Raw genomic sequence first — 25,517 nt, forward strand, 5'->3', positions numbered from 1 at the left:
TCAGCGCCACGCTGGAGTCATGCACAACCACGCCACCGATTCCGCGAGCGAGCCCTGGGACACGATCATCATCGGCGGGGGCGTCGCCGGCCTCAGCGCCGCACTCATGCTCGGGCGCGCACGCCGCCGCGTCCTCGTCATCGACGCGGGCCAACCTCGCAACCGCTTCGCCGCGCACATGCACGCCGTGCTCGGGCACGAGAGGATCGATCCCGCCGAGCTGCTCCGCATCGGCCGTGCCGACGCATCCGCCTTCGGTGTCGAGTTCGCGGAGGCCTCGGTCACACGTGTCGAGGAAGCGCCGGACGGATTGCGGGTCGCAACCGAGGCCGGGGCTTCGTACGCCGCCCGCACCCTCATCGTCGCGACCGGGATCACCGATCGCCTGCCCGACATTCCCGGCCTGGCCGAACACTGGGGCACGAGCGTGCTGCACTGCCCCTACTGCCACGGCTGGGAGGTCCGCGGGCGGCGACTGGGCGTGCTGGCGACCTCGCCGATGTCGCTCCACCAGGCACAGCTCCTGCGCCAGTGGAGCGATGACGTCGTGTTCTTCGCCGCTCTCGCGGGCGACCTCGACGAGCAGACCCGGCGAAGGCTCGCTGCGCGAGGCATCCGGATCGTCGAACAGGCCGTCGTCGCGGTGCTCGGGGACGGCGAGACGGTCACCGGCGCGCGGCTCGAGGACGGCTCCATCCTCGAGATCGACGCCATCTTCACGGGCGGGGCGCCCGAACCCCATGACCGGATGCTGGCGCTCCTGGGCCTCGCCCGGTCGGAGGGCCCGATGGGCGACCTGATCACGGTCGATCCCGTCGGACAGACCAGCAACCCCCGCGTCTGGGCCACCGGCAACGTCGTCAACCCGGCGGCGAACGTGCCCCTCGCGATGGGCTCCGGATCCTTCGCCGGGGCTGCCGTGAACGCGGCCCTCGTCGCGCGGGAGTTCGACGACGCCGTCGCCCGGCTGAGCGAGCAGGCCCGTGAGCAGGCGACCCGCGAGCAGACGGCCGAGGTGGCCTCATGACAGATCAGGCACCCGTCGAATTCTGGGAGCAGCGGTACGCGGGCTCGCCGCGCGTCTGGTCGGGCCGGGTCAACGGGACGCTCGCGGCGGTCACCGATGCGCTCGCGCCGGGCCGCGCCATGGATCTCGGATGCGGCGAGGGCGGGGATGTGCTTTGGCTCGCCGCGCGAGGATGGCATGCCACGGGCGTCGACCTCTCGCCCACCGCGGTCCAGCGGGCGCGCACGGCCGCGGACGCCCGCGGGTTGTCCGATCGCACGCGGTTCATCGCGGCCGACCTGTCGAGCTACACCGACGGCGACGAGTACGACCTCGTCACGGCATCCTTCCTGCAATCCCCGGTCGAACTGCCCCGGGAGCTGATCCTGCGCACCGCCACCGGATTCGTCTCACCGGGTGGCTCGATACTCGTCGTCGGGCACGCCGCCGCACCGCCGTGGGCCCCGACGGATCACGTCCACGACATGGTCTTCCCGACCCCCGAGGGCGACCTGGCGGCGCTCCAGCTCGACGACGCTCGGTGGCGAACGCTCGTCGTCGAGGTGCGAGAGCGCACGGCTACGAGCCCGGACGGTGCGCACACCGTGCTGCACGACAGCGTCGTCCTCGCGCAGCGGGTCGACTAGCGGTTCCGTTTGCGAGCGGCTCGGTCGATTCGGGTCGAGTCTGCGGATGCGTTCCACCGACAGCGCCCGAATCCGCCGAGCGGGCGCGAAGCACGAGCGGGCGCGAAGCACGGTCCGCGCCGTACCCTGGGGGCATGAGCGCCTCACCCCCGAGTGCCACGCGCACGGATTCCTCGAACAGCACGCGCACCCCGCCGGCCGTGCGCGGCCTTCGCCGCGCGGCGATCGTCGTCGTCATCGTGTCGCTCCTCGCCGCAGGCGCCCTCGGCATCGTCGCCCTGCTGTCGGGTGAGTTCGGCGAGACGCAGGGACGCATCCTGCTCACGACCCTCGCCGTCGCGGCGTTCGGGCTCACCGCCCTCTGCCACCTCGCCATCGCCTCGCAGAGGTTCCGCGTGGTCGGCTACATCGGCATCGCCGCCAGCGTCGCGGCCCTCGTTCCCGCACTCGTCGTCATCTGGTCGTGGTTCGACATCAGCGAGTCGGTCGACGACTGGTTCCGCGCGCTCGGTGTGTTGACGATCCTCGCCGTCACGCTCGCGCAGACGAACCTGCTGCTGCGCCTGGCATCGTCGGCGCGCCCGATCGTTCGCATCGGGCTGACGATCACGCTGGTCGCGGCGGCGATCGTCGCGATCATGCTGTGGCTGCCGATCCTGACCGACGGCGACATCCCGGGCGCGGACACGGGATACTGGCGCTTCTTCGGCGTGATCGCGATCGTCGATGTGATCGGCACGATCGCGGTGCCGATCATCGGACTCGTCGTACGCGGCCGCCCCGACGACGGCGCGCGGCTGACGCTCGATGTCCCGACCGAGCTCCTCGCCCGCTTGGACGCGGCCGCGGCGACCTCGGGCACCGGGCGCGAGGGCGCTGCCGTCGACGCGTTGCGGCGCGGGCTGGACGGACAGTCGACCAGCGCACAGATCGACGACGCCGGCCCCACGAGCTAGCTCGACGTCACGCGGAGTCCTTCAGGTGCGCCGCCGTCGCGCCGAGGACCGCGGGCGCGTCGAAGAGCGGATCCTCGTGGGTCGCGCCGCGCACGAGCAGCATCGACACGGGCGAGCCCGCGGCCAGCAGGGCATCGCGCAGCGTCTCGGAGTGGGATGCGGGGATCAGGGCGTCCTCGTCGCCGTGGATCAACAGCACGGGGCACACGCCGGGCGCCACATGGGAGAGCGGGCTGGCACCCCGCAGCCGCGTAAGGGCGTCTTCGTCGTCCCCCTCGCCCAGCCCGAGCAGCATGCGCTCGAACGGCGGGACCGCCGCTCCGGGCGGCAGGAAGGCGGGCATGCGGGCGCCCGGAGAGGCCGGGGCATCCGTCATCAGGGTCAGGTCGGTGGGCGGGAACCAGGCGACGACCGCATCGGGGGCCGCGCCGGGGGCCGCCCCGGGTCCGGCATCGGGTCCCGCGTCGCCGTTCCCTGCCGCCGTCAACGCGGCCATCAGCGCCACGTGTCCGCCGGCCGAGCAGCCCCAGAGCGTGGTGCGCCCCGAGACCGCGACGCCGCGCTCGGCGAACAGGCGCGGCACGGCGTCGATCGCCGCGCGCACGTCGTCGAGCTGCGCCGGCCACAGCGCCTCGCCCGATAGGCGGTACTCGATCGACGCCACCGCGATTCCCGCCCCGGCGACGGGGACGAGCCGCTCCTCGGCACGATCGGAGCGAGCCCCCCGGGCCCACCCGCCCCCGTGCAGGTAGATCGCGACGGGGAGAGGACCGACGTCTCCGACCGGCCAGTGCAGGTCGCATCGCAGCTCGCGACCCGCGGTGGCCGCGTACACGACGTCCGTTTCGGTGTGCACGGGGTTCATCGGCGGCATCCCTTGCCCGTCACGCCGTTCCCCGTCACGGCGTGACCACGCCTACCCCGGCGCCGCCGAGGGCCACGCGATCCGTCCCGCGGGCGAGGGCATCGGCCGCGGACCGGATGTCGGGCATGATGCTGGCGAAGGCGCGCAGGTTCGACAGGCTCTCGTCCAGACCCATGTCGCCCTGGTAGAGCTGGACCTCGAGCATGTTGGCGTCCACGAGCTCGAGCTGCGCGACGATCTGATCCCGGACGCTCTCCGCCGTGCCGACGATCGCGGTGCCGCGCTCGAGCATGACGGCGCCGTCGAAGCCCGCGTCGAAGGTCGAGATGCCGTGGTCGTGCCACAGGCGCAGAACGCGCGTGGCATAGAACTCCTGCACAGCGAGGAACCGGTCATGAGCCGCCGCATCGCTCTCCCCGATCAGCACCGACGTCGTCTGTCCCACCCGAGGCACGCCCTCGACATGGGCGTTCAGGCGGCTCTCGTCCCCCGCCGCATCGCGCCAGGCGCGCCAGTAGGCGTCGACCGTCTGCACGAACTCCCCCGTATTCCAGCGACCGAGGAAGTTGACGGCGTTGCGACCGGCCCACTCTGCCGTCCGGGGGTTGCTCGAGGCGTACCAGAGCAGCGGGTACGGCTGCTGCACGGGCAGCACCGACAGCGTCGCCGGTTCGCGCTCGGGATGTTCCGGATGCGTGAGCACCCCCGTCTTCCAGGCGTCCAGCAGGGCGACCAGGGCGCGGTCGTACAGGCCGCGCGCCGCGTCATCCGCCACGCCGAAGTACCCCAATTCGATCGGGCTGATCCCGCTGCCGACCCCGAGGTCGACCCGCCCGCCCGAGAGGTGGTCGAGCGTCGCGATCTCCTCAGCCAGGCGCAGGGGTTCGTACGAGGGCAGGACGTAGACCATCGCCCCGATCCGCATGCGCTCGGTGCGTTGACTGAGCGCCGCGAGGAAGAGGTTCGGTGAGGGGATGACCGACAGGTCGGTGCCGTGGTGCTCGGTCGCGTGGTAGTGCCCGAAGCCGAGGCGTTCGGCCTCGACGGCGAGCCGCAGGCGGGCATCGATCACTTCTCCGGCCGTGCCCCGGCCCAGATCGAACGAGTCGAAGATGCCGAACTCGAATGTCATGGTGCTCCTTTGCTCCGTGGCGTCGCGTCCCCGTCTGGCTGTCTGCGGCGCGCCCCCTGCGACGATAGCCGGAGAGCGGACCGCCGGGGTGCACCGACTCCCAGGGGATGAACGCGCTCCGCCGTTCGCGGCCCCGACGAGCATCTGGCAGGATGAGCCCGACACATGAACGGACACGACGAGGACCTGCCCCTCGATCCCGACCTCGAGGCATCCGAGTCGGTCACCGGCGCACCGCGACCCATTCATCTTCGGCCGGGCGCCCTGCTGCTGGTCTTCGCGGGCGGCACGCTCGGCACCGCGGCCCGCGAGGCGCTGAGCCTGGCGTTCCCGCCGGTCGACGGCATCCCGTATGCCATCTTCGCCATCAACATCACCGGCGCATTCCTGCTGGGCCTGCTGCTCGAGTCGCTCGTCCGCCGCGGACCCGACCACGGCGGACGTCGACGCGTGCGCCTGCTGCTCGGCACGGGCGCGATGGGCGGCTTCACGACGTACAGCGCATTGGCCGCCGACACGGCGCACCTGATCGGTGCGGGTTCGCCCGTACCTGGGCTGGCGTACGGCGCGGGGACGGTCTTGGTCGGCGCGGTCGCGACCTGGGCAGGAATCGCGATCGCGGCAGCCCTCCACCGGCGGACGCTCGCGAACGGGGTCGAGCGGTGACGCCCCTGATCTTCGTGCTCATCGCCCTCGCGGGCGGCCTGGGCGCGGCATCCCGACTCCTGCTCGACGGCGTCATCCGCACCCGCGTCTCGAGCGCTCTCCCGTGGGCGACGATCATCATCAACGTGACCGGCTCGCTGCTGCTCGGATTCCTCGCGGGCCTCGCCGCGGGTCAGCTCGTCTCGGACGGGTGGTACGCGGTCGTCGCCACCGGCTTCCTCGGCGGCTACACGACGTTCTCGACCGCGAGCTTCGAGACCGTGCGCCTGCTCCAGGAGCGCAAGTGGCTCGCGGGCGCGCTCAACGGACTCGGGGTGCTCGCCGCGACGACCCTCGTCGCGGGCCTGGGACTCTGGCTCGGCTCGCTGTTCTGAGGCACGCGGGACCTTCGGCCCTGCTCGGCGCGCCCGGACGGCGACAGCATGAGGTCAGAGAGTCCCCCGAGGATCCGATCGGAGAGGAAGACATCATGGTCACCAGCACAGAGCCGAAGCCGATCGTCGTCGGCGTGGACGGATCGGCCAGTTCGATCGCGGCCCTGCGAAAGGCGGCGGAGCTCGCTCGGATGATGGATGTCCCGCTGGAGGCCGTGACGGCGTGGCAGTTCCCCATCACCTACGACGCGTCGTTCCCGACCGGCGACTGGTCGCCCGAGGGCGACGCCGAGGACATCCTGGCCGACGCCCTCGAACGGGCGTTCCCGGAGGGCCGGCCGGAGCGGCTGCGAACCTCGATCCGCCCCGGGCCGGTCGCCGCGTCCCTCATCGACATGAGCGACCACGCCTCGATGCTCGTCCTCGGAAGCCGGGGACGGGGTGGCTTCGTCGGGCTGCTCCTCGGCTCCGTGAGCGCGACGTGCGCCCAGCACGCGCGGTGTCCGGTGCTCATCATGCACGAGCCGAAGAAGGCGCCCGTCGCCTGACCCGAATCCCGCAGGCGAACGGCGGACGGCGGACGTCGGATGCTTACGCCCCGGCACTCCCCCGGCCTTTGCGTTCGGCGCCGTAGACAGCGGCCTGGGTGCGTCGCTCCATGCCGAGTTTCGCCAGCAGGCCGCTGACGTAGTTCTTGACGGTCTTCTCGGCGATGCCGAGGCGTTCGCCGATCTCGCGATTGGTCATCCCCTCGGCGATCAGCCCGAGGATCTGACTTTCGCGCAACGACAGCCCCGGATCGGTCGTGTCGCGCCGGGGCGCCGTCTCGGGGTGCAGCGTCCGCGCCGCGCGCAACATGACATCAGCGGCCTGGATCGTGCCGCCCGCCGCGGCTCGCCGGATCGCGTCGACGATCGAGCCGCCCCGCACGTTCTTGATGACGTATCCGCTCGCTCCGGCCAGCACCGCGGACCGCAGGGCCTCGTCGTCGTCGTACGCGGTCAGGATCAGACACTTCACGCTCGGGTGCGCCGAGCGGATGTCGCGACACAGGTCGATCCCGTTGCCGTCCGGTAGACGAACATCCAGCACAGCGACGTCGGGACGCGTGGCTTCGATTCGACGCATCGCTTCATCGACGCCGCCCGCCTCGCCCACGACCTCGAGGTCGAGCTCCGCGTCGATCAGCTGTGCGACACCGCGGCGCACGATCTCGTGGTCGTCCACCAGGAATACACGGGTCATTGAGGATGTCCGTTCGATGCTCGGATGGGGGCTCGCCACCGGACGGCCGTTCCGGTTCGCGCAGAAGACACGATGTCGCACGAGCCGGAGCGCAAACGCGCACGCTCGGCGATGTTCGCCAGGCCGCTGCGCGCGGCACCCTCGGGTATGCCGACGCCGTCGTCGGTGACCGAGAGCTCCACGGTATCGTCCGACAGCTGGATGACGACATCCACGGACTCGGCTTGCGCGTGCTTCGCGACGTTGGTCAGCAGTTCGCGGACGACGGCCACGAGATCATCGTCCAGCCCGCCCGCGATCACGTTGTCGAGGGGCCCGACGAACGAGACCCGGACCGGTGTCGGCCACGAGTCGCTGATCTCTGCGACGACGTCCAGGGCCCGATCGCGGAACCGCTTCGCGCCCTGACGTTCGCCGCTTCCCAGCGCGAAGATCGCGGTACGGATGTCTTTTATCGTGGCGTCGATGACGTCGATCTGCGCCTCGATGGCCGCGGACGCGTCGGCGTGGACCGTCGCGGATGCCGCCTGAAGCGCGAGCCCCGCCCCGAAGAGGCGCTGGATGACGTGGTCATGCAGGTCGCGGGCTATCCGGGCCCGGTCACGCGTGGTCTCGGCGCGCTTGCGATCCTCACGCGCCCGGACGACCTCGAGGGCGATGCTCGCCTGCGCCGCGAAGGAGAACGCCATCTCGAGGTCGGCGGCGGTGAACGACCGACCCTCGGGCTGACGAGAGATCATCAGCACTCCGAGGGCGTCGTCGCCCGCGTACAAGGGGATCGCCACCGTGGGTCCGAGCGGCGGCTGACCCTCGAATTTCGTCCCCTCGGGTTCGCTTTCGATGCTGAGCGCCTGACGCGTGCGCAGGGCACGTCCCGTCAGGGTGCCCTCGATCGCGTAGGCGTGGCCCTGCAGCTCGGCGGCCGAGAGACCGTACACCGTGGACAGGACGAGTTGGTCCTCCCCGTGCGGTATCGCCACCGCCACGAGGTCGGCGTCGATCAGCGCAGCCACACGCGACGCGATGACTTCGAGCACGTTCGTGCCGTCGAGGTCGAGCATGGCCGACATCACATCCGCGATCGTCGCGTTCCAGACCTCGCGGGTGCGCGCGGCGTCGTACATGCGGGCGTTCTCGATCGCGATGCCCGCCGTGGCGGCCAGGGCGACGACGAGCTCCTGATCGGCCGCACTGAACGATCCGCTCTTCGCCTCGGTCAGGTAGAGGTTGCCGTAGATCTGATCGCCGACCCGCACGGGGACGCCCAGGAACGAGTCCATGACCGGATGATGGGCGGGGAACCCGACGGACCGGGGCTCGGATGCCAGGTGCGGCACGCGAATCGGTTCACGGTCGGTTATCACCGCGCCCAGGACACCACGACCGACCGGCAGATGTCCGATCCGGTCGGCGGACGGCGCGTCGATGCCGACGTGGATGAAACGCTCGAGGCCACCGTCGCGGCTGATGACACCGAGTGCGCCGTATCGGGCACCGACCAGCGACATCCCCGCTTCGACGATCCGCCGCAGCACCACCTCGAGATCGAGCCGCTCGATGACCGACGTACTGGCGCTGAGCAGGTCCGACAGACGCCGGCCCGCCAGCTCGTCGGCTGGGCTCGCGGAAGGATCCTCGTTCGATGCAACCGTGTCGTCGGTCATGTCGACCTCCCGGCGTTTGACGCTGCTCGCGATCCTACCGACGACACGGTCGGGACGCGTCACCCCTCACGGACGGGGAACCACGCAGATCGGAATGCGTGACTGAGCCACGATGTCCTGCCCGACGGATCCGAGCAGAGCACCCGTGAGAGGACCGCGATGGTGGGTGCCGATGACGAGCAGCGACGAGCGCCGGGCCTCGATCAGAAGGGCGGAGGGCGGGTTGTCGTTCACCAGGATCAGCTCGATCGGCACATCCGGATATGCGGCCCGCAGAACGTCTCCCGCCGTATCGAGGATGCGGCGATGAGCCGCCTTCTGTTCGATCGGGGAGGCCAGTACCGCGACTTCCCCGTCCATGGTCGGCACGGGCATCTGCCACGCGTGCAGCAGCGTGAGACCTCCGCCTGTGGCGTGCGCCTCCCGCGCGGCGAGATGGAGCGCGGCCGCGGAGCTTTCGTCGTCGTCGAGACCGACCAGGACACGACCCTCCGTAGCCGTCCAGTCGTCGGGCACGACGACGACGGGCACGCTCGAGCGCGCTACGGTTCGGAGCGGACGCCACCCCGCGATCGCGGCACGGAGGGGACGACGCCGGTGTGCGCCGATCACGAGCAGGTCGGACTTTTCCGCCGCCTGCAGAAGCGCCCCGGGCATCCGTCCGTTCACGCGTCGCGACTGGACATGCGCGTCCTTCGCGATGTCGCGGAATCTGCGCTCCGCGTCCTCGAGCACATCCGGGATGACGGTCTCGTCGAACAGCTCGGACGCGTTGACGGACACGATCTCGACGATGCTCGAACGTTCGGCGGCTCTCGTCGCAGCCCAGTCCAGCGCGACCAGAGCGGGTTCCGATCCGTCATAGCCCACCACGATTCGCTCCATGGCTTCCCTTCCCGCCCGGTGCCCACTTGGCCGGCCGCTGCGTTCTCTGACGCTATGACGGCGTTCGGGGGGTTACCGGGGCCGAAGGTCCCGTGGGATCGGCCGAAGCCGCCCGCGGGACCTTCGGCCTAGACACGATGCGACAGAAGCGCTGGAATGGGATTACGCGACATCACTCGGTCGATCCGGGTCGCTTCGGAGGCGAGATTCCACCGAAGCGATCCGAATCCGCCGAGCGGGCGGCGCTCGGCGGTCGCTGACCCCGGACGCCATCAGTCTTTCGAGTCGCGCTCCATCAGTTGGTCTCGCACCGTGCGGCGCAGAACCTTGCCGACCTGCGAGCGCGGCAAGTCGTCGACCTGCACGACCTTCTTGGGGATCTTGTAGGCCGTCAGGTGCTGGCGGCAGAAGTCACGCAGGGCTGTTCCGTCGAACACGGCGCCCGGCTTCATCACGACGGCCGCCGCAACATCCTCTCCGCCCGACGAGCGACGCAACCCGACGACGGCCGCGCTCTCGACGTCCGGATGCTGCGTCAGCGTCTGCTCAACCTCGGTCGGGCTGACGTTGAAGCCGCCCGTGATGATGAGTTCCTTGAGCCGATCGATGATCGTGACGAACCCGTCCTCCGACATGGTCACGATGTCGCCCGTCCGCAGCCAGCCGCCCGGGAGCAGCGAGGCCGCCGTGTCGTCCGGCGCACCCCAGTACCCACCGAACACCTGAGGCCCGCGGATCAGCAGCTCGCCCGATTCGCCGGCCGGACGATCCTGCGTCGGATCGTCCGGATCGACGACCCGGATCTCGGTGCTCGGGAACGGCACGCCCACCGTGCCGGGGCGGCGGCTGGGTCCCGCGGGATTGCCGAGGGCGACCGGGGATGTCTCGGTCATGCCGTATCCCTCGACCAGCAGACCACCGGTCGCCTCTTCCCAGCGCGTGACGGTCGCGACCGGAAGGCTCATCGCCCCCGAGATGGCGAACCGCACACCGCTGAGATCGATCCGCTTCTGGTTGCTCGCGCGTGCGAGTGCGTCGTAGATCGGCGGCACGGCGGGAAGGAACGTCGGCGACGAGGAGCGGGTCGCAGCGATGACAAGGTCGAGATCGTACTTCGGGAAGAGCACGAGCTTGGCCCCGATCGACATCGCGAAGGTCAGGCACAGCGTCAGGCCGTAGGCGTGGAAGAGCGGCAGCACGGCGTACACGACTTCTTCACCATCCCGCAGCCCGGGTAGCCACGCCCTGCCCTGCGCGGCGTTCGCCCGAAGGTTGCGGTGCGACAGGATGGCGGCCTTGGGCGTGCCCGTCGTGCCGCTGGTCAGCAGCAACAGGGCCGTGTCATCGAGCGATGGTCGCGCTACCCGAGCCGAGATGCGACGCGCGTCGGCCAGGCGCGACCACGCGATGACACCCTTCGCCGTGGGTTTGGCCGTAATGGCATCGCGGGCCTTTCGCGCCTTCGGGATGGGCAGCCGGAGTGCCAGGCGCTTACCGAGCGGCATGGCCTCCGGCAGACTCACCGAGACCACGGCACCCGGCCGCGCGTCCTCGGGAAGACCTGCTACGACATCCGCGATCTTGTCCCACACGATCGCGACGACCGGGGCCGTCACCTCGAACTGGTGCCGGATCTCACGCGGGGTGTACAGCGGATTGTGCTCGACCACAATCGCGCCGAGGCGCATCACGGCGTAGAACGCGACCACGTGCTGCGGGCAGTTGGGCAGCGCGAGCGCGACCCGGTCGCCGGGCTCGACCCCGAGCTTGCGCAGGGCACCGGCGGCACGCTCGATCTGTTCGCCGAGTTCGGCGTAGGTCGTCGTGGCGCCGAAGAACTCCAACGCCGTCTGCTTGCCGTACTTCTTGATCGAGGCGTCGAGCATGTCGACGAGGGTCTCGGTGACGGGTGGGATGTCGGCCGGCACACCCTCCGCATAGGACGCGACCCAGGGGCGACCCTCGGGGGCTTCTGTGTGCTCCATATGGTGATTCCTCATTCCGTGGGGACGGGTAGGCGGCAACGCTCCAGTCTGGCACTCACGGCCGCACGAACGTCCACGGACGGCAATACAGTGGCCTCGTGATCGTCGATTTCGAGGGAACCGTCTACCGGTGGCAGGCACGGACGGATGCCTCCTGGTTCTTCGTCGATCTGCCCGGCGACATGAGCGAGATGATTCGCGAGATGCAGGATCCCGCGCTCGCCCGTGGCTTCGGTTCCGTCCGGGTGCGGGTCAGCATCGGCGACAGCTCCTGGACGACGTCGATCTTCCCCTCGAGCGGGACCGGGTCGTACGTCCTCCCCCTCAAACGCGCGGTGCGCGAGGCCGAGGGATTGGACGAAGGGGGCATCGCGCGCGCCCGCGTCGAACTCGTCGACGTCTGACGCACAGACCTACCAGAGCGGGTGGATGTCGGCCCGCAACAGACGGTCGTAGACGTCGCGCACCACGACATCGAAGGCCTCGACGTCGAAGTCAGCGCCCGGTTCGAGCAGCGCGGCCGCATCGGCATTCGACACGGCCTGACGCGTGTTGCGTGCGCCGGGGATGACCGAGGTCACTCCCGCGCGCGACATGATCCACGCGAGGGATGCCTGAGGAAGCGAAACCCCCTCGGGCAGCGCTGCGGCGAGCTCGTTCGCCGCCTGGATGCCGACCTCGAAGTCGACGCCCGAGAACGTCTCGCCGCGATCGAACGCCTCGCCGTGACGGTTGTAGGAGCGGTGGTCGTTCTGCGCGAACGTCGTGTCTGTCGTGTACTTGCCCGAGAGCAGACCGGATGCGAGCGGCACACGAGCAAGGATGCCCACGCCTGCGGCCTCGGCCGCGGGCAGCACCTCATCGAGCGGCTTGAGACGCAGCGGGTTGAAGATGATCTGAATGCTCGCCACTCCCGGCCGGGAAATGGCCGACAGCGCCTGCTCGACGGTCTCGACCGAGACGCCGTAGGCAGCGATCGAGCCATCCGAAACCAGATCTTCGAGGGCATCGTAGGTCGCATCCGCGTCGATCACGGCGCTCGGCGGGCAGTGCAGCTGAACGAGGTCGAGCGTGTCGACGCCGAGGTTGCGACGCGAGCGTTCGGTCCACGCGCGGAAGTTCTCGGGCGAGTAGTTCTCGAGCTCCTGGGGCTGACGGCGCCCCATCTTGGTGGCAACGAAAAGGTCGTCACGCCCGCGGAGGAACTGTCCGATCAGTGACTCGGAGCGTCCGTCGCCGTAGACATCGGCGGTGTCGAAGAGGGTCACACCCTGATCTGCGGCCGCGGCGAGCACTCCGAGCGCGTCGTCTTCGCTGACGTCACCCCAGTCAGCGCCGAGCTGCCACGTTCCGAGCCCGACGCTCGAGACCTCGCGGCCGGTTCGGCCCAGAATTCGCTGCTGCATGCTGATCCCTTTCGATTCCATCCAGGCTAGCCCGCGGCGCCGCTAGCTGTCCGCGCCCAGAGCCGCCCGGTGCAGCTCACCGTAGGCACGACCAACCGCCTCGGCGAGCGCCTCGACGCGCGGCACGGCGGAGGGGTCGGTGCAGAATCCGATCCCCATCTCGTCGGCGTGAGAGATCGCGGCGATACGGAGGGCATGGTGCGCACCGGGCTCGGACGACGTGAACAGGCGATCGACCCGGCGCCCCGCGACCGCGACCGGTACGCGCGGACCCGGGACGTTCGAGATGGCGAGGCTGAACTGGCGCGAGCTGTCCGCGATGCGGTGCGCGAGAGCATCCAGCGCCGGCACCGTCCCCAACGCGTGGAAGACGTCGTACAGCAGCACCGCATCCCCCGCCTGCTTCTCGGTACGCGTGCGCGCGCTGATGCGGTCTAGTCGGCGCAGCGGGTCGGATATCCCGAGCTCGAGATCGACGTTGATGAACGAGTCGTGGTTGCCTGCGCCCGACGCATCCTCGTCGCGACCGTGAAGACTCACCGGAACCTGCGCCCTGAGGTCGAGGTGGGCCGCGTGGGTGCCGAGCCAGGCATCCAATCCCCCCGCGACCGCGGCGAGCAGCACGTCGTTGATCGTGGCGCGGTGCGGACGCGTCGCTCCGATCGCCTTCAGCCCGTCGAGAGGCGCGACCGTGAAGGCCACATCCCGGGCCGCCGTGATCGGCCGGTCGAAGGGCGACTTCGAGCCGGGCCGGCCGAGCTCGCGCGTGATGACTTCGGGCAGCCGGATCCACTCGTTCGCAGCTGAAGACGGTGCGCTTGCCGCGGCGATTCCTGCAGCGTGCGGTGGCGCATCGTGAGGGTCGAGCAGGATCGCCTCGAGGAACGGCATCCCGGCGATGCCGTCCACCATCGCGTGATGCATCCGGGCCGCGATCGCCTCGCTGCCATCCGCGAGCGGACCGATCAGGTCGAGCGTCCACAGCGGGCGCGAGCGATCGAGGTGCTCGGACATGAGCTCGCTCACCACGCGGCGCAGATCATCGGGCGTGGCGCACTCGTCCCCGGCGCGACGACGAACGTGCAGGGCGATGTCGAAGCCCGGGGCCTCGACCCAGCGAGCTCCCGCTTCCCCGATCTCGACACGCTGGAGCGCGCGAGGCTGGTCAGCCATCCGCGCCAGCACCGACCTGCGCAAAGCCCCCAGATCAAGCGGCTCGCCCGGGGCGAGGACCATCAGCTTGAGCGTGTGCCCGGTGAGCACGGAGGACTCTAGGGCGAGGATGCGGGCGTCATCCGCAGACAGGAACCCCGCAGCATCCGTCATGCGCGTCAGCCTAACGAGGACCGTTCCGCGAAGCAGCCGCCGAAACATCGCCGACACATCGGCCACGAATACTGAGCGCGGGCAGCGCAGTTGCTCATAGCGCCGCGGAAGAGGCGCACGAGGAGCACCCATGTCATTTCCCCTGCCGCTCGGCGAGCTCGACGCCACCGCGATGCTCGACCTGATGAGGCGCGACGAGGTCTCGGCCGTCGAGGTGATCGACGCCCATCTGGCGATGGTCGCGGGGCACGGCGCGGCTTTGCGCGCCATCGTGACGCAGGATGCCGAGTCCGCCCGGTCCACCGCGCGCAAGATCGACGAAGCGCGACGGGAGGGTGCACCGGGCCGAGCCCTTTCGGGCATACCGATGACCGTCAAAGACTCCTTCGACGTGCGCGGGATGCGCACGACGCACGGTCGTCTCTCCGACGCGCACGTCGCGCTCGAGGACGCCCCCGCCGTCGCCCGCGCCCGCGCCGCCGGCGCGGTGCTCTACGGCAAGACGAACGTGCCCGTCCTGCTCGCCGACTACCAGAGCACCAACCCCGACTTCGGGCGCACCCTGAACCCCTGGGATCCGGAGCGCACACCGGGCGGCTCGTCGGGGGGCGCGGCTGCCGCGATCGCCGCCGGGCTCTCGGCGCTCGAACTCGGGAGCGAGTTGTCGGGTTCGATCCGCATGCCATCGGCGTGGTGTGGGGTCTTCGGGCACCGGCCGAGCAACGGCGTCGTCTCCAAGATGGGGCATCTGCCGTGGGCGACGGACGGTCTCATCGAGCCGCCCGTTTCCGTCGCCGGGCCGATGGCGCGGTCGGCACGGGACCTGCGCCTGGCGTTCGAGGTGTTCGCGGGACCCGCCCGTCTCGACGCCGTCGGCTGGCGACTGGACCTCCCCCCGTCTCGCGTCGACGAGCTGCGCGGCACACGCGTCGGGCTGTGGATCGACGAGCCGGCGGCGCCCATCGACGATGAAATGCGGATGGCCCTGCTCGACCTTGCCGACAAGCTCCGCGCGGCGGGTTGCACCGTCGACGAGCTGACGTCGCCCCCGGGGGCGGGCGCCTCGGGCCTCGAGCTCTTCGATCGGCTGCAGGCCGCGGAGATCGCGCACAGCCTGACCGACGAGGACTGGGATGCGCTGGTCGTCGCGGCCTCCGATAACGACGCCGCCGAGAACACGACGGCCCGGGCACTGACCCAGTCGGTGCGCGCAGCCTGGCAGGACGCGGAAGCGCAGCGCGCGATCACCGCCGCGTGGGGATCCGTTTTCGACCGCTTCGACGTCGTCCTCGCGCCCGCGGTCCCGGGCGCCGCTCCCCTCCACGACGAGCGCCCCACCGCCGAGCGCACCCTGACGGTGGCCGGGACGGAGCATCCGGCGTTCGACGTCGTCAGCGCATGGGGCCGCCTGGTCAACCTGGCGATGCTGCCCTCGACCGTGATCCCGATGGGGCCCGGCGCCGACTCGGGCATGCCCCTCGGCGCGCAGCTGATCGGCCCCTACCTCGAAGACCGCACGCCGCTGCGGGTCGCCGAGTTGCTCGAACGCGAACAGATCGTCCGCTTCGCCCCACCCCAGGAGTGGTGAACACCATGTCTGAACACGCCTCCACCGCGCTCCCGCAGCCCATGCCCGCCGAGCACCTTCCGCGCATCGCGGTGTTCAGCGGCGCCAATGCCACGGTGCAGAACAGCGAGCCGCTCGTCACGAGCGACGCCGCCCGCCGCAAGTACGGACTGCCGCCGCGTCGCAATCCCGACGGCACGCATCCCCGACAAGACATCGTGCGCCCGCAGCGCCTCGCGGCACCCGTCACGGTGTACGTCGAGGCGTATTCGGCGCATCCGCTCGAGCGCGACGCATCCTCCCTCTACGCCGCACCGGACGGCTACGTGACTCCCGAGGGCGTGTTCGTCGCGGAGCGGATGACCGAGGACGACGTGCCTGTGTACGAGGTCACGATCGGGCCCGACGACGGCCTGTTCGCCCTGCCCTACATGGCGCGCACCCGCGACGGCGGCGCGTGGGAGCAAGAGGGCATCGACCCGCTCAGCCCCTCCGCCGAGAGCCGGCAGACCTTCTACCCCGACGCCTCGCGCATCTTCGAAGAGATCGACCGGTTCGGTCTCGACGAAAAGGGTGACAACAACATGCTCGGCTCGAAGGCTCGCTACGACTTCGTGCGCGCCGCTCCGTCGGGCGGTTACACGAGCGGACTGCCCGCGTCGCAGCGCACCGATCTGGACATCACCGACCGGGCTGATGACATCGCGCCGGAGGTGCGGGGCGAGGACTTCTTCGGCTATCGGCCGTACCACCTGGCGCACGCGCCGGCCATGGCGACGCTCGCCCGGCTGACCAACGTCGTACAGTCGACGCTCGATCGCGGCGGGTACGAGGGCGCGATGTGGCTCGAAGACAGCGCGAGCGTGGAAGACACCGCCTACTGGCTGAACCTGCTCATCGACACCACCATCCCGTTCAGCTGCAACGCGTCGCAGCGTCCGCACGGCGCGCTCGCGAACGACGGCGACCGCAACCTCGTCGACAGCGTCGCCTATGTGCGGTCGCGCATCTGGGCGGATGCAGAAGGTCGGGACGCGATCGGCGTCGTGCTGGTGCAGGACGAGCAGATCTTCGCCGCGCGGGACGCGCAGAAGGCTGATGCCCGACCCGGCGGGTTCGTCGCGACCGGCGGGCACGGCGGCATCGTCGGCACGATCGGTGCCCCGGGCGATCCGATGCTCACCTACCGTCCGGCGAAGGCGCACACGTCACGCTCCGCCGTCAACCTGCGCCGGCTTCCCGACGCGACCGTCGGTGTGCGCGCTTCGGGTTCGGGGTCAGCGCCCGTCGACGTCTCCGTGAAGGACGCCTCGGGCATGCTGCTCGAGAGCGCGATCCCGAAGGTGACGATCGCCAAGTATGCGCGGTACGGCATGGACGATTTCTTGGACTCGGCTGCCATGCAGGTCGAGATCCTGGCACGGATCGAGAAGAACCTCGAGAGCTTCCCGCTCGCGGGGTTCGTCCTGGAAGGCATGGCGCCCTTCGGGATCGGCAACGAGTCCGAGACCGCCGCGCTCGAAGAGGCCGTGCTCCGCGGGATGCCCGTCGTGTGCGTCAACCGCGGAAACGCCGAGGGGATGGTCGGGGGCGGGCCGGGCCCCGCGTTCATCTCGGGCAGCAACCTCACCGCGACGAAGGCGCGTCTGCTGCTGATGGCCTGCCTGATGCGCTTCGGGGCGCTCCCGCCGGCCGCCGATCCGTCGGCGCCGACCGCCGAGGAGTGGCAGCGGATCCACGAGCGGGTGCGGGACTACCAGCAGATTTTCGACACACACTGAGCCAGCCGCCGCCGGCGCACACGAGGAGAGGACCGTCATGGAATCGCGAGAGATCACCTCGGGTCGACGCCTCGCCGTGCTGCTGCGCCCGGGCGACGACGTGATCGCGTCGGTGGTGACGGCCTGTCGTGAGCACCACGTCGAACAGGGCGTGATCGTCACCCTCGTCGGCGCGTTCACCTCGGTGACGCTCATCGGGACGACGGGTCCGATCGAGGATCCCCACGCGCCGCTCGCCGAGTCCGTGACGATCGAGGGGGTCGAGGGCACCGGGTCGGGAACGATCGCGGCGACCGACGACGGGCCGCTCCCCCACATCCACCTCGCCGTGGGCGTCAAGGGCGAAGGAGCGGCCGGATACACGGGCCACCTGCTGGCGGCGACAGCGCACTACGTGGTCGAGGTCGTGATCGACGAGGTGTTGTCGCCTGCCCTGATCCGTCGTGTCGACGACACTGCCGCGGGGCTTCCGACGCTGGCCTTCGGCTGATCTTCGCCCGGGGAGCGCGTCCGGACGATCCCCTGGCAGGATCGAGGGATGGTTAGTTCGTTCTCGGTCGTGAGCCGCACGCGGGCGTCGGCCGAGCGGCTGTTCGACGTGTCGCTCGACATCGACGAGCATGTCGCGTCCATGGCGAAATCCGGCGAGCGGGCGGTCGGCGGGGTCACCGCCGGGTCCATCTCGCTCGGCGAGTCGGTCACCTGGCGTGCCAGGCACTTCGGGATCTGGTTCACGATGACATCGCGGATCACGCGCCTCGAGCGGCCCACACGGTTCGTGGACGAGCAGGTGCGCGGCCCGTTCCGTTCGTTCCGTCACGAGCACGTGTTCCTGCCCGACGGCGACGCCACGATCATGATCGACGTCATCACGATCGCCTCCCCGGTCTTCGGTCGGCTCGCCGAGCGCCTCATCCTCGTCCCATATCTGCGGCGGCTCATCGTGCAGCGCAACCGGCACCTGCTCGACCGACTCGGCTGACATGTCATACGTCCGCGCGATGATGGGGTCATGCCCTTCGCAGACGAACTGCTCGGCGCCGGCGTCGCGCAGACCCTGAGCCGCGCCATCCAAGACGTCTCCCCCGAACGACCGCTTCGAGAACTCCCTCGCGCTGCGGAGTCGCTCGACGGGCTCTCGCTGCGCGAGCGCGCGGACCTGCTCCGCGATGCCCTCCTCGCCGATGTCCCGGGCGACTATGCGCGCCTCGCCCGGGTCATCCGTTCCGCGAGCGCTCGGGAGAGCACGTTCACCGGATGGCTGATCTGGCCCGTCACGAGCGCGGTTGCCGTCCGCGCGGTGCAGGAGGGGACGGATGCCGCGTTCGACGATGCCATGGCCGTGCTGGCAGAGGTCACCGGTCGACTGACGTCGGAGTTCGCCATCCGGACCCTGCTGCGGCACGACCTGGACCGGGCCCTCGGCATCGTCGCCGGATGGACCGGCTCACCCGACGAGCACGTGCGTCGTCTCGCCAGCGAGGGCACCCGCCCGTACCTGCCGTGGGCCGTGCGCGTCCCGGGTCTGCTCGCGCGACCCGGTGTCACGGTGGACATCCTGGACGCCCTGTACCGGGACGACAGCGAGTACGTCCGCCGATCTGTCGCCAACCACCTCAACGACCTCAGCCGTGACTCGCCGCACCTCGTCGTCCAGACCGCCCGGCGCTGGCTCGACGCGCCCGCACCGACGACCCCGGCCCTGGTGCGCCGCGCCCTGCGGACGCTCGTCAGGCGCGGAGATCCCGAAGCCCTCGGGCTGCTCGGTTTCGCCCCCGCTTCCGTCGACATCGACGGGCCGCACCTCGCCGACCCGCGTGTGGCGTGGGGCGGAGAGGCGCGGTTCACGGCGGTCATCCGCAATGCGGGCGCCGAGAGCGCACGCCTGTCCGTCGACTACGTCGTACACCACCGCCGCGCGAACGGCACACTCAGCGACAAGGTCTTCAAGCTGGCGACCGCCGATCTCGCCCCCGGTGAAGAGCTGGCGATCGACCGACGACATTCCTTCCGCGCGATCACCACGCGCCGCTACTACCCCGGTGAACACGCCGTCGCGCTGCAGGTGAACGGGATCGCGACGCCGGCCGTCACCTTCGAGCTGTTGCCCCTCGTGGGCGAGCCGGCGTGAGCGCATAATGGCCGGGTGAGCGAGATCAAGACGCAGGCGACGGATGCGGACGTCACGGCCTTTCTCGAGGCGGCGACTCCGCAGCGGCGTCGTGACGACGGGATCGCGCTCGACGGCATCTTCCGCGAGGTGACCGGCGTCGACCCCGTGCTCTGGGGTCCGTCGATCGTCGGGTACGGCCGCTACCGCTACGTCTCCCCCGCGAATTCGCGCACGCAGGGCGAGTGGCCGAAGACCGGGTTCTCGCCCCGCAAGGCGCAGCTCTCGCTCTACGGTCTCAAGGATCTGCCCGAGGGCGCCACCTTGCTGCCGGAGCTCGGCGGGTACACCGAGGGTGCCGGATGCATCTACGTGAAGAAACTCGACGACATCGACCTCGACGTCCTCAAGCGCCTGATCGCCATTGCCTGGCAGCGCGGCGACGACCCCGCACCGTAGGCCGACGACACGCCGTCCGTCCCGGATGGCGAGAGAACATCTCCCTGGCGATCGCCGCTCGGGGAGGGGAGGCTGACATCGTGCGCTCATTCCGAATGCTGTGGCGGTATCCCGTGATCACGATCGCGGCGATCATCCTCGTCGCCGTGCTCGTCCTTCACTCTTTCGGCGAGGAAGCCGCCAGCCGGTGGCTCGCGACCGGCTCCGTCAGCGCGTTCGTCGCGTGGACACTCGTCGGGATGGTCCGCGACGTCCTCCGCGGGCATGTCGGTCTCGACATCCTGGCCGTCGTCGCCATGGTCGCGACCCTGGCCGTCGGCGAATACGTCGCGTCGCTGATCATCGTGCTGATGCTTTCGGGCGGTGAAGCGCTCGAGGACTTCGCGGCCCGGCGAGCCAAAAGAGACCTGACGGCGCTGCTGGACAGGTCGCCGCGCATCGCCCATGTCTTGACCCATCCGCGCGCCTCCGATTCCGGCGAGGTGCAGGACGTCGACGTCGATGACGTCGCGATCGGCGACCTCCTGCTCATCCGCCCGGCCGAGATCGTCCCCGTCGACGGCATCCTGCTCTCCGAGACCGGCACCTTCGATGAGTCCTCCCTCACGGGGGAAAGCCTTCCGGTCAGCCGCGAGGCGGGGGGCGAGGTACTCTCGGGCGCGATCAACGGATCGCGGGCGGTGCGCATCCGGGCGGTGCGCCGCAGCGCCGACAGCCAGTACCAGCAGATCATCGCGCTCGTCCACGCCGCCGAGGGCTCACGCGCCCCGGTCGTGCGGCTCGCGGATCGCTTCGCCATTCCGTTCACGGCCGTGTCTCTCGTGCTGGCGGCCACCGCGTGGGCGATCTCGGGCGACCCGACGCGTTTCGCCGAGGTGCTTGTGCTCGCGACGCCGTGCCCGCTTCTGATCGCCGCGCCCGTCGCGTTCCTCGGCGGGCTCTCCCGCGCCGCCAAGGCGGGGGTGATCATCAAGGGCGGCGCCGTCATCGAACAACTCGCGCGCGTGCGGTCGGCGGCGTTCGACAAGACCGGGACGATCACGCAGGGGCGACCGGATCTCGTCGACGTCCGACCGACCGAAGTAACCTCCGCAGATCGGCTGCTCCTCCTGGCTGCCTCCGCCGAACAGTACTCATCGCACGTGCTGGCCGACGGTATCCGTCGCGCGGCCCTCGACCGTGGGCTCGAGTTGATGACGGCCGAGGAGGCCAGCGAGAACGCCACCAACGGGGTCACGGCCCTCATCGACGGACACACGGTCGTGGTCGGCAAACCGGCCTACGTCGCTTCGGTTGCCCCCGAGACCACGAGAGCCACGCTCTCCGCCGGTGAGGCCGCCGCGTACGTCTCGATCGACGGCCGCTTCGCCGGGGTTCTCGTGCTGGCGGACGACCCCCGGCCCGAAGCATCCGCCGTCGTCTCGTGGCTGCGTGCGCACGGCGTCGAACGCGTCGTCGTGCTGACTGGAGACAGCCGATCGACAGCGGACTCGATCGCTCGGGAAGTCGGGATCGAGGATGTCCACGCAGAGCTCCTCCCCGGAGAGAAAGTCCGGCTGGCCGCCCAGATGCGCCCTCGGCCGATGATGATGGTCGGCGACGGGATCAACGACGCGCCCGTGCTTGCCGCCTCCGATATCGGGGTCGCGATGGGCGCGCGCGGCGCGACCGCGGCGGGCGAGGCGGCCGACGTCGTCATCCTGGTGGACTCGCTCGCCAAGGTCGTCGATGCGGTGTCGATCGGCAGACACACCCTGCGGGTGGCTCTCACCGCGATCTGGATCGGTATCGGCCTGAGCGTCGGTCTCATGCTCGTCGCCACGACCGGGGTCATCCCGGCCGTCGCCGGTGCCCTCGTGCAGGAGCTGGTCGACCTGGCGACGATCGTGTATGCGCTCCGGGCGCTCGGCGGGCCGGCGAGCGGGCTCGAGTCCGCGACGAAGAAACTGCCGTGGATGCTCACCAACTAGTGCATCGTGGCGGTTCACGCCCACCACGCGGCCGCGAGATCGGGGCGTTGTAGATTCGCCGCCTCAGATCACCGACCAGCCGCCATCGGAGGGCAGGATGACACCGGTCAGGTTCGTGCCGTCGTCGCTGAGCAGGAAGGTGATCGATGCCGCGAGCTGCTCGGGTTCGGCGATCGGCGGCAGCACCGTCATCGCGCTCGCGATCCGCTCCCGATATTCACCCTCCATCGACATTCCGCCGATGTTCGTCGCGACCGGCCCGGGCGCGACGGCGTTGACGCGGATGCCCTGCGGCGCGTAGAGGAACGCGCTGCTGCGGGTGAGGCCGATGACCGCATGCTTGGACGCGGTGTACGCCGCGCCCGCGGCCGACCCGCGAAGACTGGCCTCGGAGGCGATGTTCACGATGGAGCCGGTTCCTGCCGCGAGCATGACGGGGATCACGGCCCGCGTGAGCCGGAACATCCCGGTCACGTTGATGCCCATGACGCGTTCCCACATCGCGTCGCTCACCTCGTGCAGGGGCGACATGTCGTCCATGATTCCCGCGACGTTCGCCAGCCCGTCGATCCGCTCGCCCGCGGCCGACATGATCGCGTCGATGCCGTCGGGGTCCGTGATGTCGGCAACGACCGGAACGAAGTCGCCGTCCGTCAGTGTCTCTGCAACGTCTGCGAGGCGCTCGGCCGAGACGTCGATGCCGATGACGCGTCCGCCCTCGCGGACGATCCGGACGGCGGTTGCGCGACCGATACCGGATGCAGCACCCGTCACGACGACGGTCTTGCCCGTGAACCGTCCCGGCGTGATCTGCTCGATCCACCCCGACTCCTCGTCGTCTTCGGAGTCTTCCACGACGACACCACCGTTCGCCCGGAGGACGAGATCGTCCACGACCTCTTGGCTGAGCTGGCCCTGACTCATCGCGACGAGGCGCTGCAACGAGAGCAACTTCACCGGCGCGAGCGCCTTCTCGCTCTGGCCGCCCTGCGCGAGCATCTCACGCAGCAGGGCGCCGCCGACCGGATGCTTGAGCCACTCTCCGACAGAGCTCTTCGCGCTGAGCGGTCGATCCTTTTTCGCCATGAAATTTCTCCTTCGTCGTCCTCGACTATCAGGTCGATTCTGTTCCGCGGCGGGAACAAAGTCAACGCTGGTGACATTTAGTCAGGGCATACTCGGAGAGGAGGGTGAAATGGGCGGAGAACGAGGACGAAGCAAGGCGGCGATCAAGCACGCTGCCGCTTCGCTGTTCACCGATAACGGGTACGCGGCGACATCCATCCGCGACATCGCACGCCAGGCGGGCGCGGATCCCGCCCTCGTCATCCGCCACTACGGGTCGAAGGAGAAACTCTTCCTCGACGCCATGCAGATCCCGCCGGAGTGGGCTCTGCGGTTCGAGCTCCCCCTGGAGACACTCGGCGAGCGCCTGGTCAGATACGTCATGGACACAGAGCACGAGGTGCGGGGCGTGTATCTCGCTCTCGTGCGCGCCAGCGACGCGGGCGACGTGGCATCCGCTCTCCATCTCGCCCACGATCGCACCTTCGTCGAGCCGCTCCGCGCCATCCTCACCGGTCCCGACGCCGACCTGCGCGCGCGGCTCGTCGCCGCGGCCGTCGGCGGCCTCATGTCCACGCTCTGGCTGGTGCGAGACACCGCGCTTCTCGACGCGGACCCCGAGGCACTGATCCGGACCTATGCAACGGCTATCCAGCAGCTCGTCACCCCCGCAGCTTCGAAGACTGCAGGAGAGGCAGACTGACCACCATCAGCACAGGGGTGGTATATTTTCTGGCATGAATTCATCCGCATATCCCGACGGCGATCAGGTACTCGACGACCTGGGTGACACGTTCGTGCACGCATTCATCGATGCTGTCGACGGGGCCCGCGATGATTTTGCCGCTTTCAAGCAGTGGCGGCCAGGTTGGTTCCCCAGCTTCACCGCCCGCTTCACGGCAAATTTCCTGCACGAACGGATCTGGGACCGGCTGGTCCGGGTGGTCGACGGGATGGAGGGCATCCACGTCAGTGACCGCGAGCCAGTCCGCGAGCTGCGAAGCGGAACCACCTATCTCATCCGCATAAAGCGACACCACCCCGGCGACCGCATCTCCGCGTATCCAACAGAGGCATCCAGTGCATTCTGGTCCAACAGCACTCTCACTCTCGAAGGGCTCGAGTCATTCAGCCTCGCCCTCGGTTACTACTGGGACGCCGACCTGCGCGCCGTCGGAGACGCCATCCTGTCCTTCCGTGATGGCAAAGACAATCCCATTTGGGCGATCCAGCTTCGCCGAGACGTCGGCAACGCATCCGGGTTCTCGTGGACGCCGGTCGCACCCGATCTGCCCGAGATCGACCTCAGCCGCGTCGTCCGCGAGGCGGAGGAGGAGTCCGGATGATGAGCCGCAGATTCGGCGATGTCATTCTCGTTCTCCGGCGGGCCGCAGACGTCACCCAGGAAGAGCTCGCCACGCGTCTCGGCATCACTCAGGCCGCTCTGTCTCGTTACGAGAACGATCTCCGCGAGCCCGATGAAGCGATGCTCGAAAAGCTCGGAGAAGCGCTCGGCGTCACGGCCGAGTTCCTCCGACACGAGTTTCGGATGCACGGTGCCATCGCGGCCGATGCTCACATGCGCCGGCAGAAGACCACGAAGCCTTCAGACTGGAAGCGGGTCGAGGCCCGGCTCAACGCCCTGCGGATGCACTCCTCGTACTTGCTGGAGCGGGTGCCGTTGCAGCTGAAGAACCACGTCATCCAGCTCGATCCTGACGAGCATGATCCCGATCAGGCCGCGGCAATGCTCCGCGCCGCCTGGCGGATGCCCATCGGTCCGGTGAGAGACCTCACCCGTTGGGTCGAGTCGGCCGGCGTCATCGTCGTTGAGGAGGACTTCGGCACCCACCGCATCGACGGGATGTCCCAGTGGGCGGGAGAACACGCGGTCATTGTGCTCAACGGCTCACTCCCGACGGATCGGAAGCGCCTCACCGTTGCGCACGAACTTGGCCACCTCGTCCTCCACAGCCAGTACGTAGACCTTGACGTCGAAGATCACGCAAACCAATTCGCCGCCGAGTTCCTCATGCCCGCCCACGTGATCGGTCCGCAGCTGACAAACCTCTCGCTCGGCAAACTGTCCGACCTGAAAGGGGAGTGGGGCGTCTCGATGCAGGCGATCTTCGAACGCGCCTACCGGATGGGTAAAGTCACCTCCGATGAGCGTCAGCGCTTCTATCGGCAGATGAATAGCAAAGGCTGGAAGACGCGCGAACCGGGCAGCGAACTCATCCCTCCGGAAGAACCCGAACTCGCGGCATCCGTCGGGCGACGGCTCGATCAATCGGGACTGACGCGGAGCGAGATCCAGTTCCTTGTCGGCGCGCGCGACGGCCACCCGACACCGTTCGATGCGCCACGACGTGCGCTGAGAGCCGTGTGAATGCGAGCCTGCCGTTTCG

Annotated in this window: 26 protein-coding genes; 17 read left to right on the top strand and 9 right to left on the bottom strand. The window is 69.4% G+C overall.

Annotation, left to right across the window (positions count from 1 at the left end; genetic code table 11):
• Positions 1–19 precede the first annotated feature (19 nt).
• The 3 genes from ACIQ0W_RS04450 to ACIQ0W_RS04460 all read left to right on the top strand — a co-directional run bounded on the left by ACIQ0W_RS04450 (position 20) and on the right by ACIQ0W_RS04460 (position 2,609).
• Entirely contained in the window at positions 20–1,027 is a 1,008-nt protein-coding gene (locus tag ACIQ0W_RS04450) for an NAD(P)/FAD-dependent oxidoreductase (RefSeq protein ID WP_396641603.1), read from the top strand.
• Positions 1,024–1,653 (top strand): class I SAM-dependent methyltransferase, encoded by a 630-nt coding sequence (locus ACIQ0W_RS04455; RefSeq protein WP_396641604.1) that lies wholly within the window; start codon positions 1,024–1,026, stop codon positions 1,651–1,653. Before ACIQ0W_RS04450 ends, ACIQ0W_RS04455 begins: the two co-directional genes overlap by 4 nt.
• A gap of 134 nt (positions 1,654–1,787) precedes the next feature.
• The gene (locus tag ACIQ0W_RS04460; RefSeq protein WP_396641605.1) at positions 1,788–2,609 is read left to right on the top strand and encodes a hypothetical protein; all 822 of its coding nucleotides are present in this window, start codon (positions 1,788–1,790) and stop codon (positions 2,607–2,609) included.
• Positions 2,610–2,616: 7 nt separating this feature from the next.
• Here ACIQ0W_RS04460 and ACIQ0W_RS04465 read toward each other — a convergent pair whose 3' ends face one another.
• Both ACIQ0W_RS04465 and ACIQ0W_RS04470 read right to left on the bottom strand, forming a co-directional pair.
• On the bottom strand, positions 2,617–3,474 hold the full coding sequence (locus ACIQ0W_RS04465; RefSeq protein WP_396641606.1) for an alpha/beta hydrolase fold domain-containing protein: 858 nt from the start codon (positions 3,472–3,474) through the stop codon (positions 2,617–2,619).
• Positions 3,475–3,508: 34 nt separating this feature from the next.
• The gene (locus ACIQ0W_RS04470; protein ID WP_396641607.1) at positions 3,509–4,606 is read right to left on the bottom strand and encodes an LLM class flavin-dependent oxidoreductase; all 1,098 of its coding nucleotides are present in this window, start codon (positions 4,604–4,606) and stop codon (positions 3,509–3,511) included.
• Positions 4,607–4,771: 165 nt separating this feature from the next.
• Between ACIQ0W_RS04470 and ACIQ0W_RS04475 the strand changes: the two genes are divergently transcribed.
• The 3 genes from ACIQ0W_RS04475 (at position 4,772) to ACIQ0W_RS04485 (ending at position 6,194) form a co-directional block, all read left to right on the top strand.
• Positions 4,772–5,272, top strand: coding sequence for a fluoride efflux transporter FluC (locus tag ACIQ0W_RS04475; protein ID WP_396641608.1), 501 nt, complete (start codon positions 4,772–4,774; stop codon positions 5,270–5,272).
• Positions 5,269–5,646, top strand: coding sequence for a fluoride efflux transporter FluC (locus tag ACIQ0W_RS04480; protein WP_396641609.1), 378 nt, complete (start codon positions 5,269–5,271; stop codon positions 5,644–5,646). The genes ACIQ0W_RS04475 and ACIQ0W_RS04480 overlap by 4 nt, the downstream gene beginning before the upstream one ends.
• A 95-nt stretch (positions 5,647–5,741) precedes the next feature.
• Complete coding sequence (locus ACIQ0W_RS04485; protein ID WP_396641610.1) at positions 5,742–6,194, top strand: universal stress protein; 453 nt, start codon at positions 5,742–5,744, stop codon at positions 6,192–6,194.
• Positions 6,195–6,237: 43 nt separating this feature from the next.
• Here ACIQ0W_RS04485 and ACIQ0W_RS04490 read toward each other — a convergent pair whose 3' ends face one another.
• From ACIQ0W_RS04490 to ACIQ0W_RS04505, 4 genes are all read right to left on the bottom strand, one after another.
• A complete protein-coding gene (locus tag ACIQ0W_RS04490; RefSeq protein ID WP_396641611.1) occupies positions 6,238–6,891 on the bottom strand; it encodes a response regulator in 654 nt (217 codons plus the stop codon).
• On the bottom strand, positions 6,888–8,555 hold the full coding sequence (locus ACIQ0W_RS04495; protein WP_396641612.1) for a GAF domain-containing protein: 1,668 nt from the start codon (positions 8,553–8,555) through the stop codon (positions 6,888–6,890). Before ACIQ0W_RS04495 ends, ACIQ0W_RS04490 begins: the two co-directional genes overlap by 4 nt.
• A gap of 66 nt (positions 8,556–8,621) precedes the next feature.
• The gene (locus ACIQ0W_RS04500) at positions 8,622–9,440 is read right to left on the bottom strand and encodes a universal stress protein (RefSeq protein ID WP_304687637.1); all 819 of its coding nucleotides are present in this window, start codon (positions 9,438–9,440) and stop codon (positions 8,622–8,624) included.
• Positions 9,441–9,712: 272 nt separating this feature from the next.
• The gene (locus ACIQ0W_RS04505) at positions 9,713–11,425 is read right to left on the bottom strand and encodes a long-chain-fatty-acid--CoA ligase (RefSeq protein ID WP_396641613.1); all 1,713 of its coding nucleotides are present in this window, start codon (positions 11,423–11,425) and stop codon (positions 9,713–9,715) included.
• 98 nt (positions 11,426–11,523) lie between these two features.
• On the opposite strand from ACIQ0W_RS04505, the gene ACIQ0W_RS04510 reads away from it, so the two are divergent.
• Complete coding sequence (locus tag ACIQ0W_RS04510; RefSeq protein WP_396641614.1) at positions 11,524–11,829, top strand: DUF1905 domain-containing protein; 306 nt, start codon at positions 11,524–11,526, stop codon at positions 11,827–11,829.
• Positions 11,830–11,838: 9 nt separating this feature from the next.
• Here the strand turns inward: ACIQ0W_RS04510 and ACIQ0W_RS04515 are convergent, their stop codons facing one another.
• The gene (locus ACIQ0W_RS04515) at positions 11,839–12,831 is read right to left on the bottom strand and encodes an aldo/keto reductase (RefSeq protein WP_396641615.1); all 993 of its coding nucleotides are present in this window, start codon (positions 12,829–12,831) and stop codon (positions 11,839–11,841) included.
• Between the two features lie 42 nt (positions 12,832–12,873).
• Entirely contained in the window at positions 12,874–14,157 is a 1,284-nt protein-coding gene (locus tag ACIQ0W_RS04520) for a wax ester/triacylglycerol synthase domain-containing protein (RefSeq protein ID WP_396641616.1), read from the bottom strand.
• Between the two features lie 130 nt (positions 14,158–14,287).
• Between ACIQ0W_RS04520 and ACIQ0W_RS04525 the strand changes: the two genes are divergently transcribed.
• The 7 genes from ACIQ0W_RS04525 to ACIQ0W_RS04555 all read left to right on the top strand — a co-directional run bounded on the left by ACIQ0W_RS04525 (position 14,288) and on the right by ACIQ0W_RS04555 (position 22,044).
• Positions 14,288–15,745, top strand: a complete 1,458-nt coding sequence (locus tag ACIQ0W_RS04525) for an amidase family protein (RefSeq protein WP_396641617.1) — start codon at positions 14,288–14,290, stop codon at positions 15,743–15,745.
• A gap of 5 nt (positions 15,746–15,750) precedes the next feature.
• Positions 15,751–17,505: an asparaginase domain-containing protein gene (locus tag ACIQ0W_RS04530; protein WP_396641618.1), complete on the top strand. Its 1,755-nt coding sequence runs from the start codon at positions 15,751–15,753 to the stop codon at positions 17,503–17,505.
• A gap of 37 nt (positions 17,506–17,542) precedes the next feature.
• Positions 17,543–17,995 carry a PPC domain-containing DNA-binding protein gene (locus ACIQ0W_RS04535; RefSeq protein ID WP_396641619.1) on the top strand — a complete coding sequence of 151 codons (453 nt, stop codon included), beginning with the start codon at positions 17,543–17,545 and terminating at the stop codon, positions 17,993–17,995.
• Positions 17,996–18,043: 48 nt separating this feature from the next.
• On the top strand, positions 18,044–18,487 hold the full coding sequence (locus tag ACIQ0W_RS04540; protein ID WP_396641620.1) for a cyclase: 444 nt from the start codon (positions 18,044–18,046) through the stop codon (positions 18,485–18,487).
• A 30-nt stretch (positions 18,488–18,517) separates the two neighbouring features.
• Complete coding sequence (locus ACIQ0W_RS04545; RefSeq protein WP_396641621.1) at positions 18,518–19,636, top strand: DNA alkylation repair protein; 1,119 nt, start codon at positions 18,518–18,520, stop codon at positions 19,634–19,636.
• Between the two features lie 15 nt (positions 19,637–19,651).
• Positions 19,652–20,074 (top strand): DUF1801 domain-containing protein, encoded by a 423-nt coding sequence (locus tag ACIQ0W_RS04550; protein WP_396641622.1) that lies wholly within the window; start codon positions 19,652–19,654, stop codon positions 20,072–20,074.
• 80 nt (positions 20,075–20,154) lie between these two features.
• Positions 20,155–22,044: a heavy metal translocating P-type ATPase gene (locus ACIQ0W_RS04555; protein WP_396641623.1), complete on the top strand. Its 1,890-nt coding sequence runs from the start codon at positions 20,155–20,157 to the stop codon at positions 22,042–22,044.
• Between the two features lie 63 nt (positions 22,045–22,107).
• Here the strand turns inward: ACIQ0W_RS04555 and ACIQ0W_RS04560 are convergent, their stop codons facing one another.
• Positions 22,108–23,130 carry an SDR family NAD(P)-dependent oxidoreductase gene (locus ACIQ0W_RS04560; RefSeq protein ID WP_396641624.1) on the bottom strand — a complete coding sequence of 341 codons (1,023 nt, stop codon included), beginning with the start codon at positions 23,128–23,130 and terminating at the stop codon, positions 22,108–22,110.
• A gap of 109 nt (positions 23,131–23,239) precedes the next feature.
• Here ACIQ0W_RS04560 and ACIQ0W_RS04565 point away from each other — a divergent pair, with 109 nt between their 5' ends.
• The 3 genes from ACIQ0W_RS04565 to ACIQ0W_RS04575 are packed head-to-tail and all read left to right on the top strand — an operon-like array spanning position 23,240 to position 25,498.
• Positions 23,240–23,812 (top strand): TetR family transcriptional regulator, encoded by a 573-nt coding sequence (locus tag ACIQ0W_RS04565; protein ID WP_396641625.1) that lies wholly within the window; start codon positions 23,240–23,242, stop codon positions 23,810–23,812.
• Between the two features lie 34 nt (positions 23,813–23,846).
• Entirely contained in the window at positions 23,847–24,455 is a 609-nt protein-coding gene (locus ACIQ0W_RS04570) for a hypothetical protein (protein ID WP_396641626.1), read from the top strand.
• The gene (locus tag ACIQ0W_RS04575; protein ID WP_396641627.1) at positions 24,452–25,498 is read left to right on the top strand and encodes a helix-turn-helix domain-containing protein; all 1,047 of its coding nucleotides are present in this window, start codon (positions 24,452–24,454) and stop codon (positions 25,496–25,498) included. The genes ACIQ0W_RS04570 and ACIQ0W_RS04575 overlap by 4 nt, the downstream gene beginning before the upstream one ends.
• Positions 25,499–25,517: the final 19 nt, after the last annotated feature.

The organism is Microbacterium sp., assembly GCF_044340635.1.
Classification (GTDB): domain Bacteria; phylum Actinomycetota; class Actinomycetes; order Actinomycetales; family Microbacteriaceae; genus Microbacterium.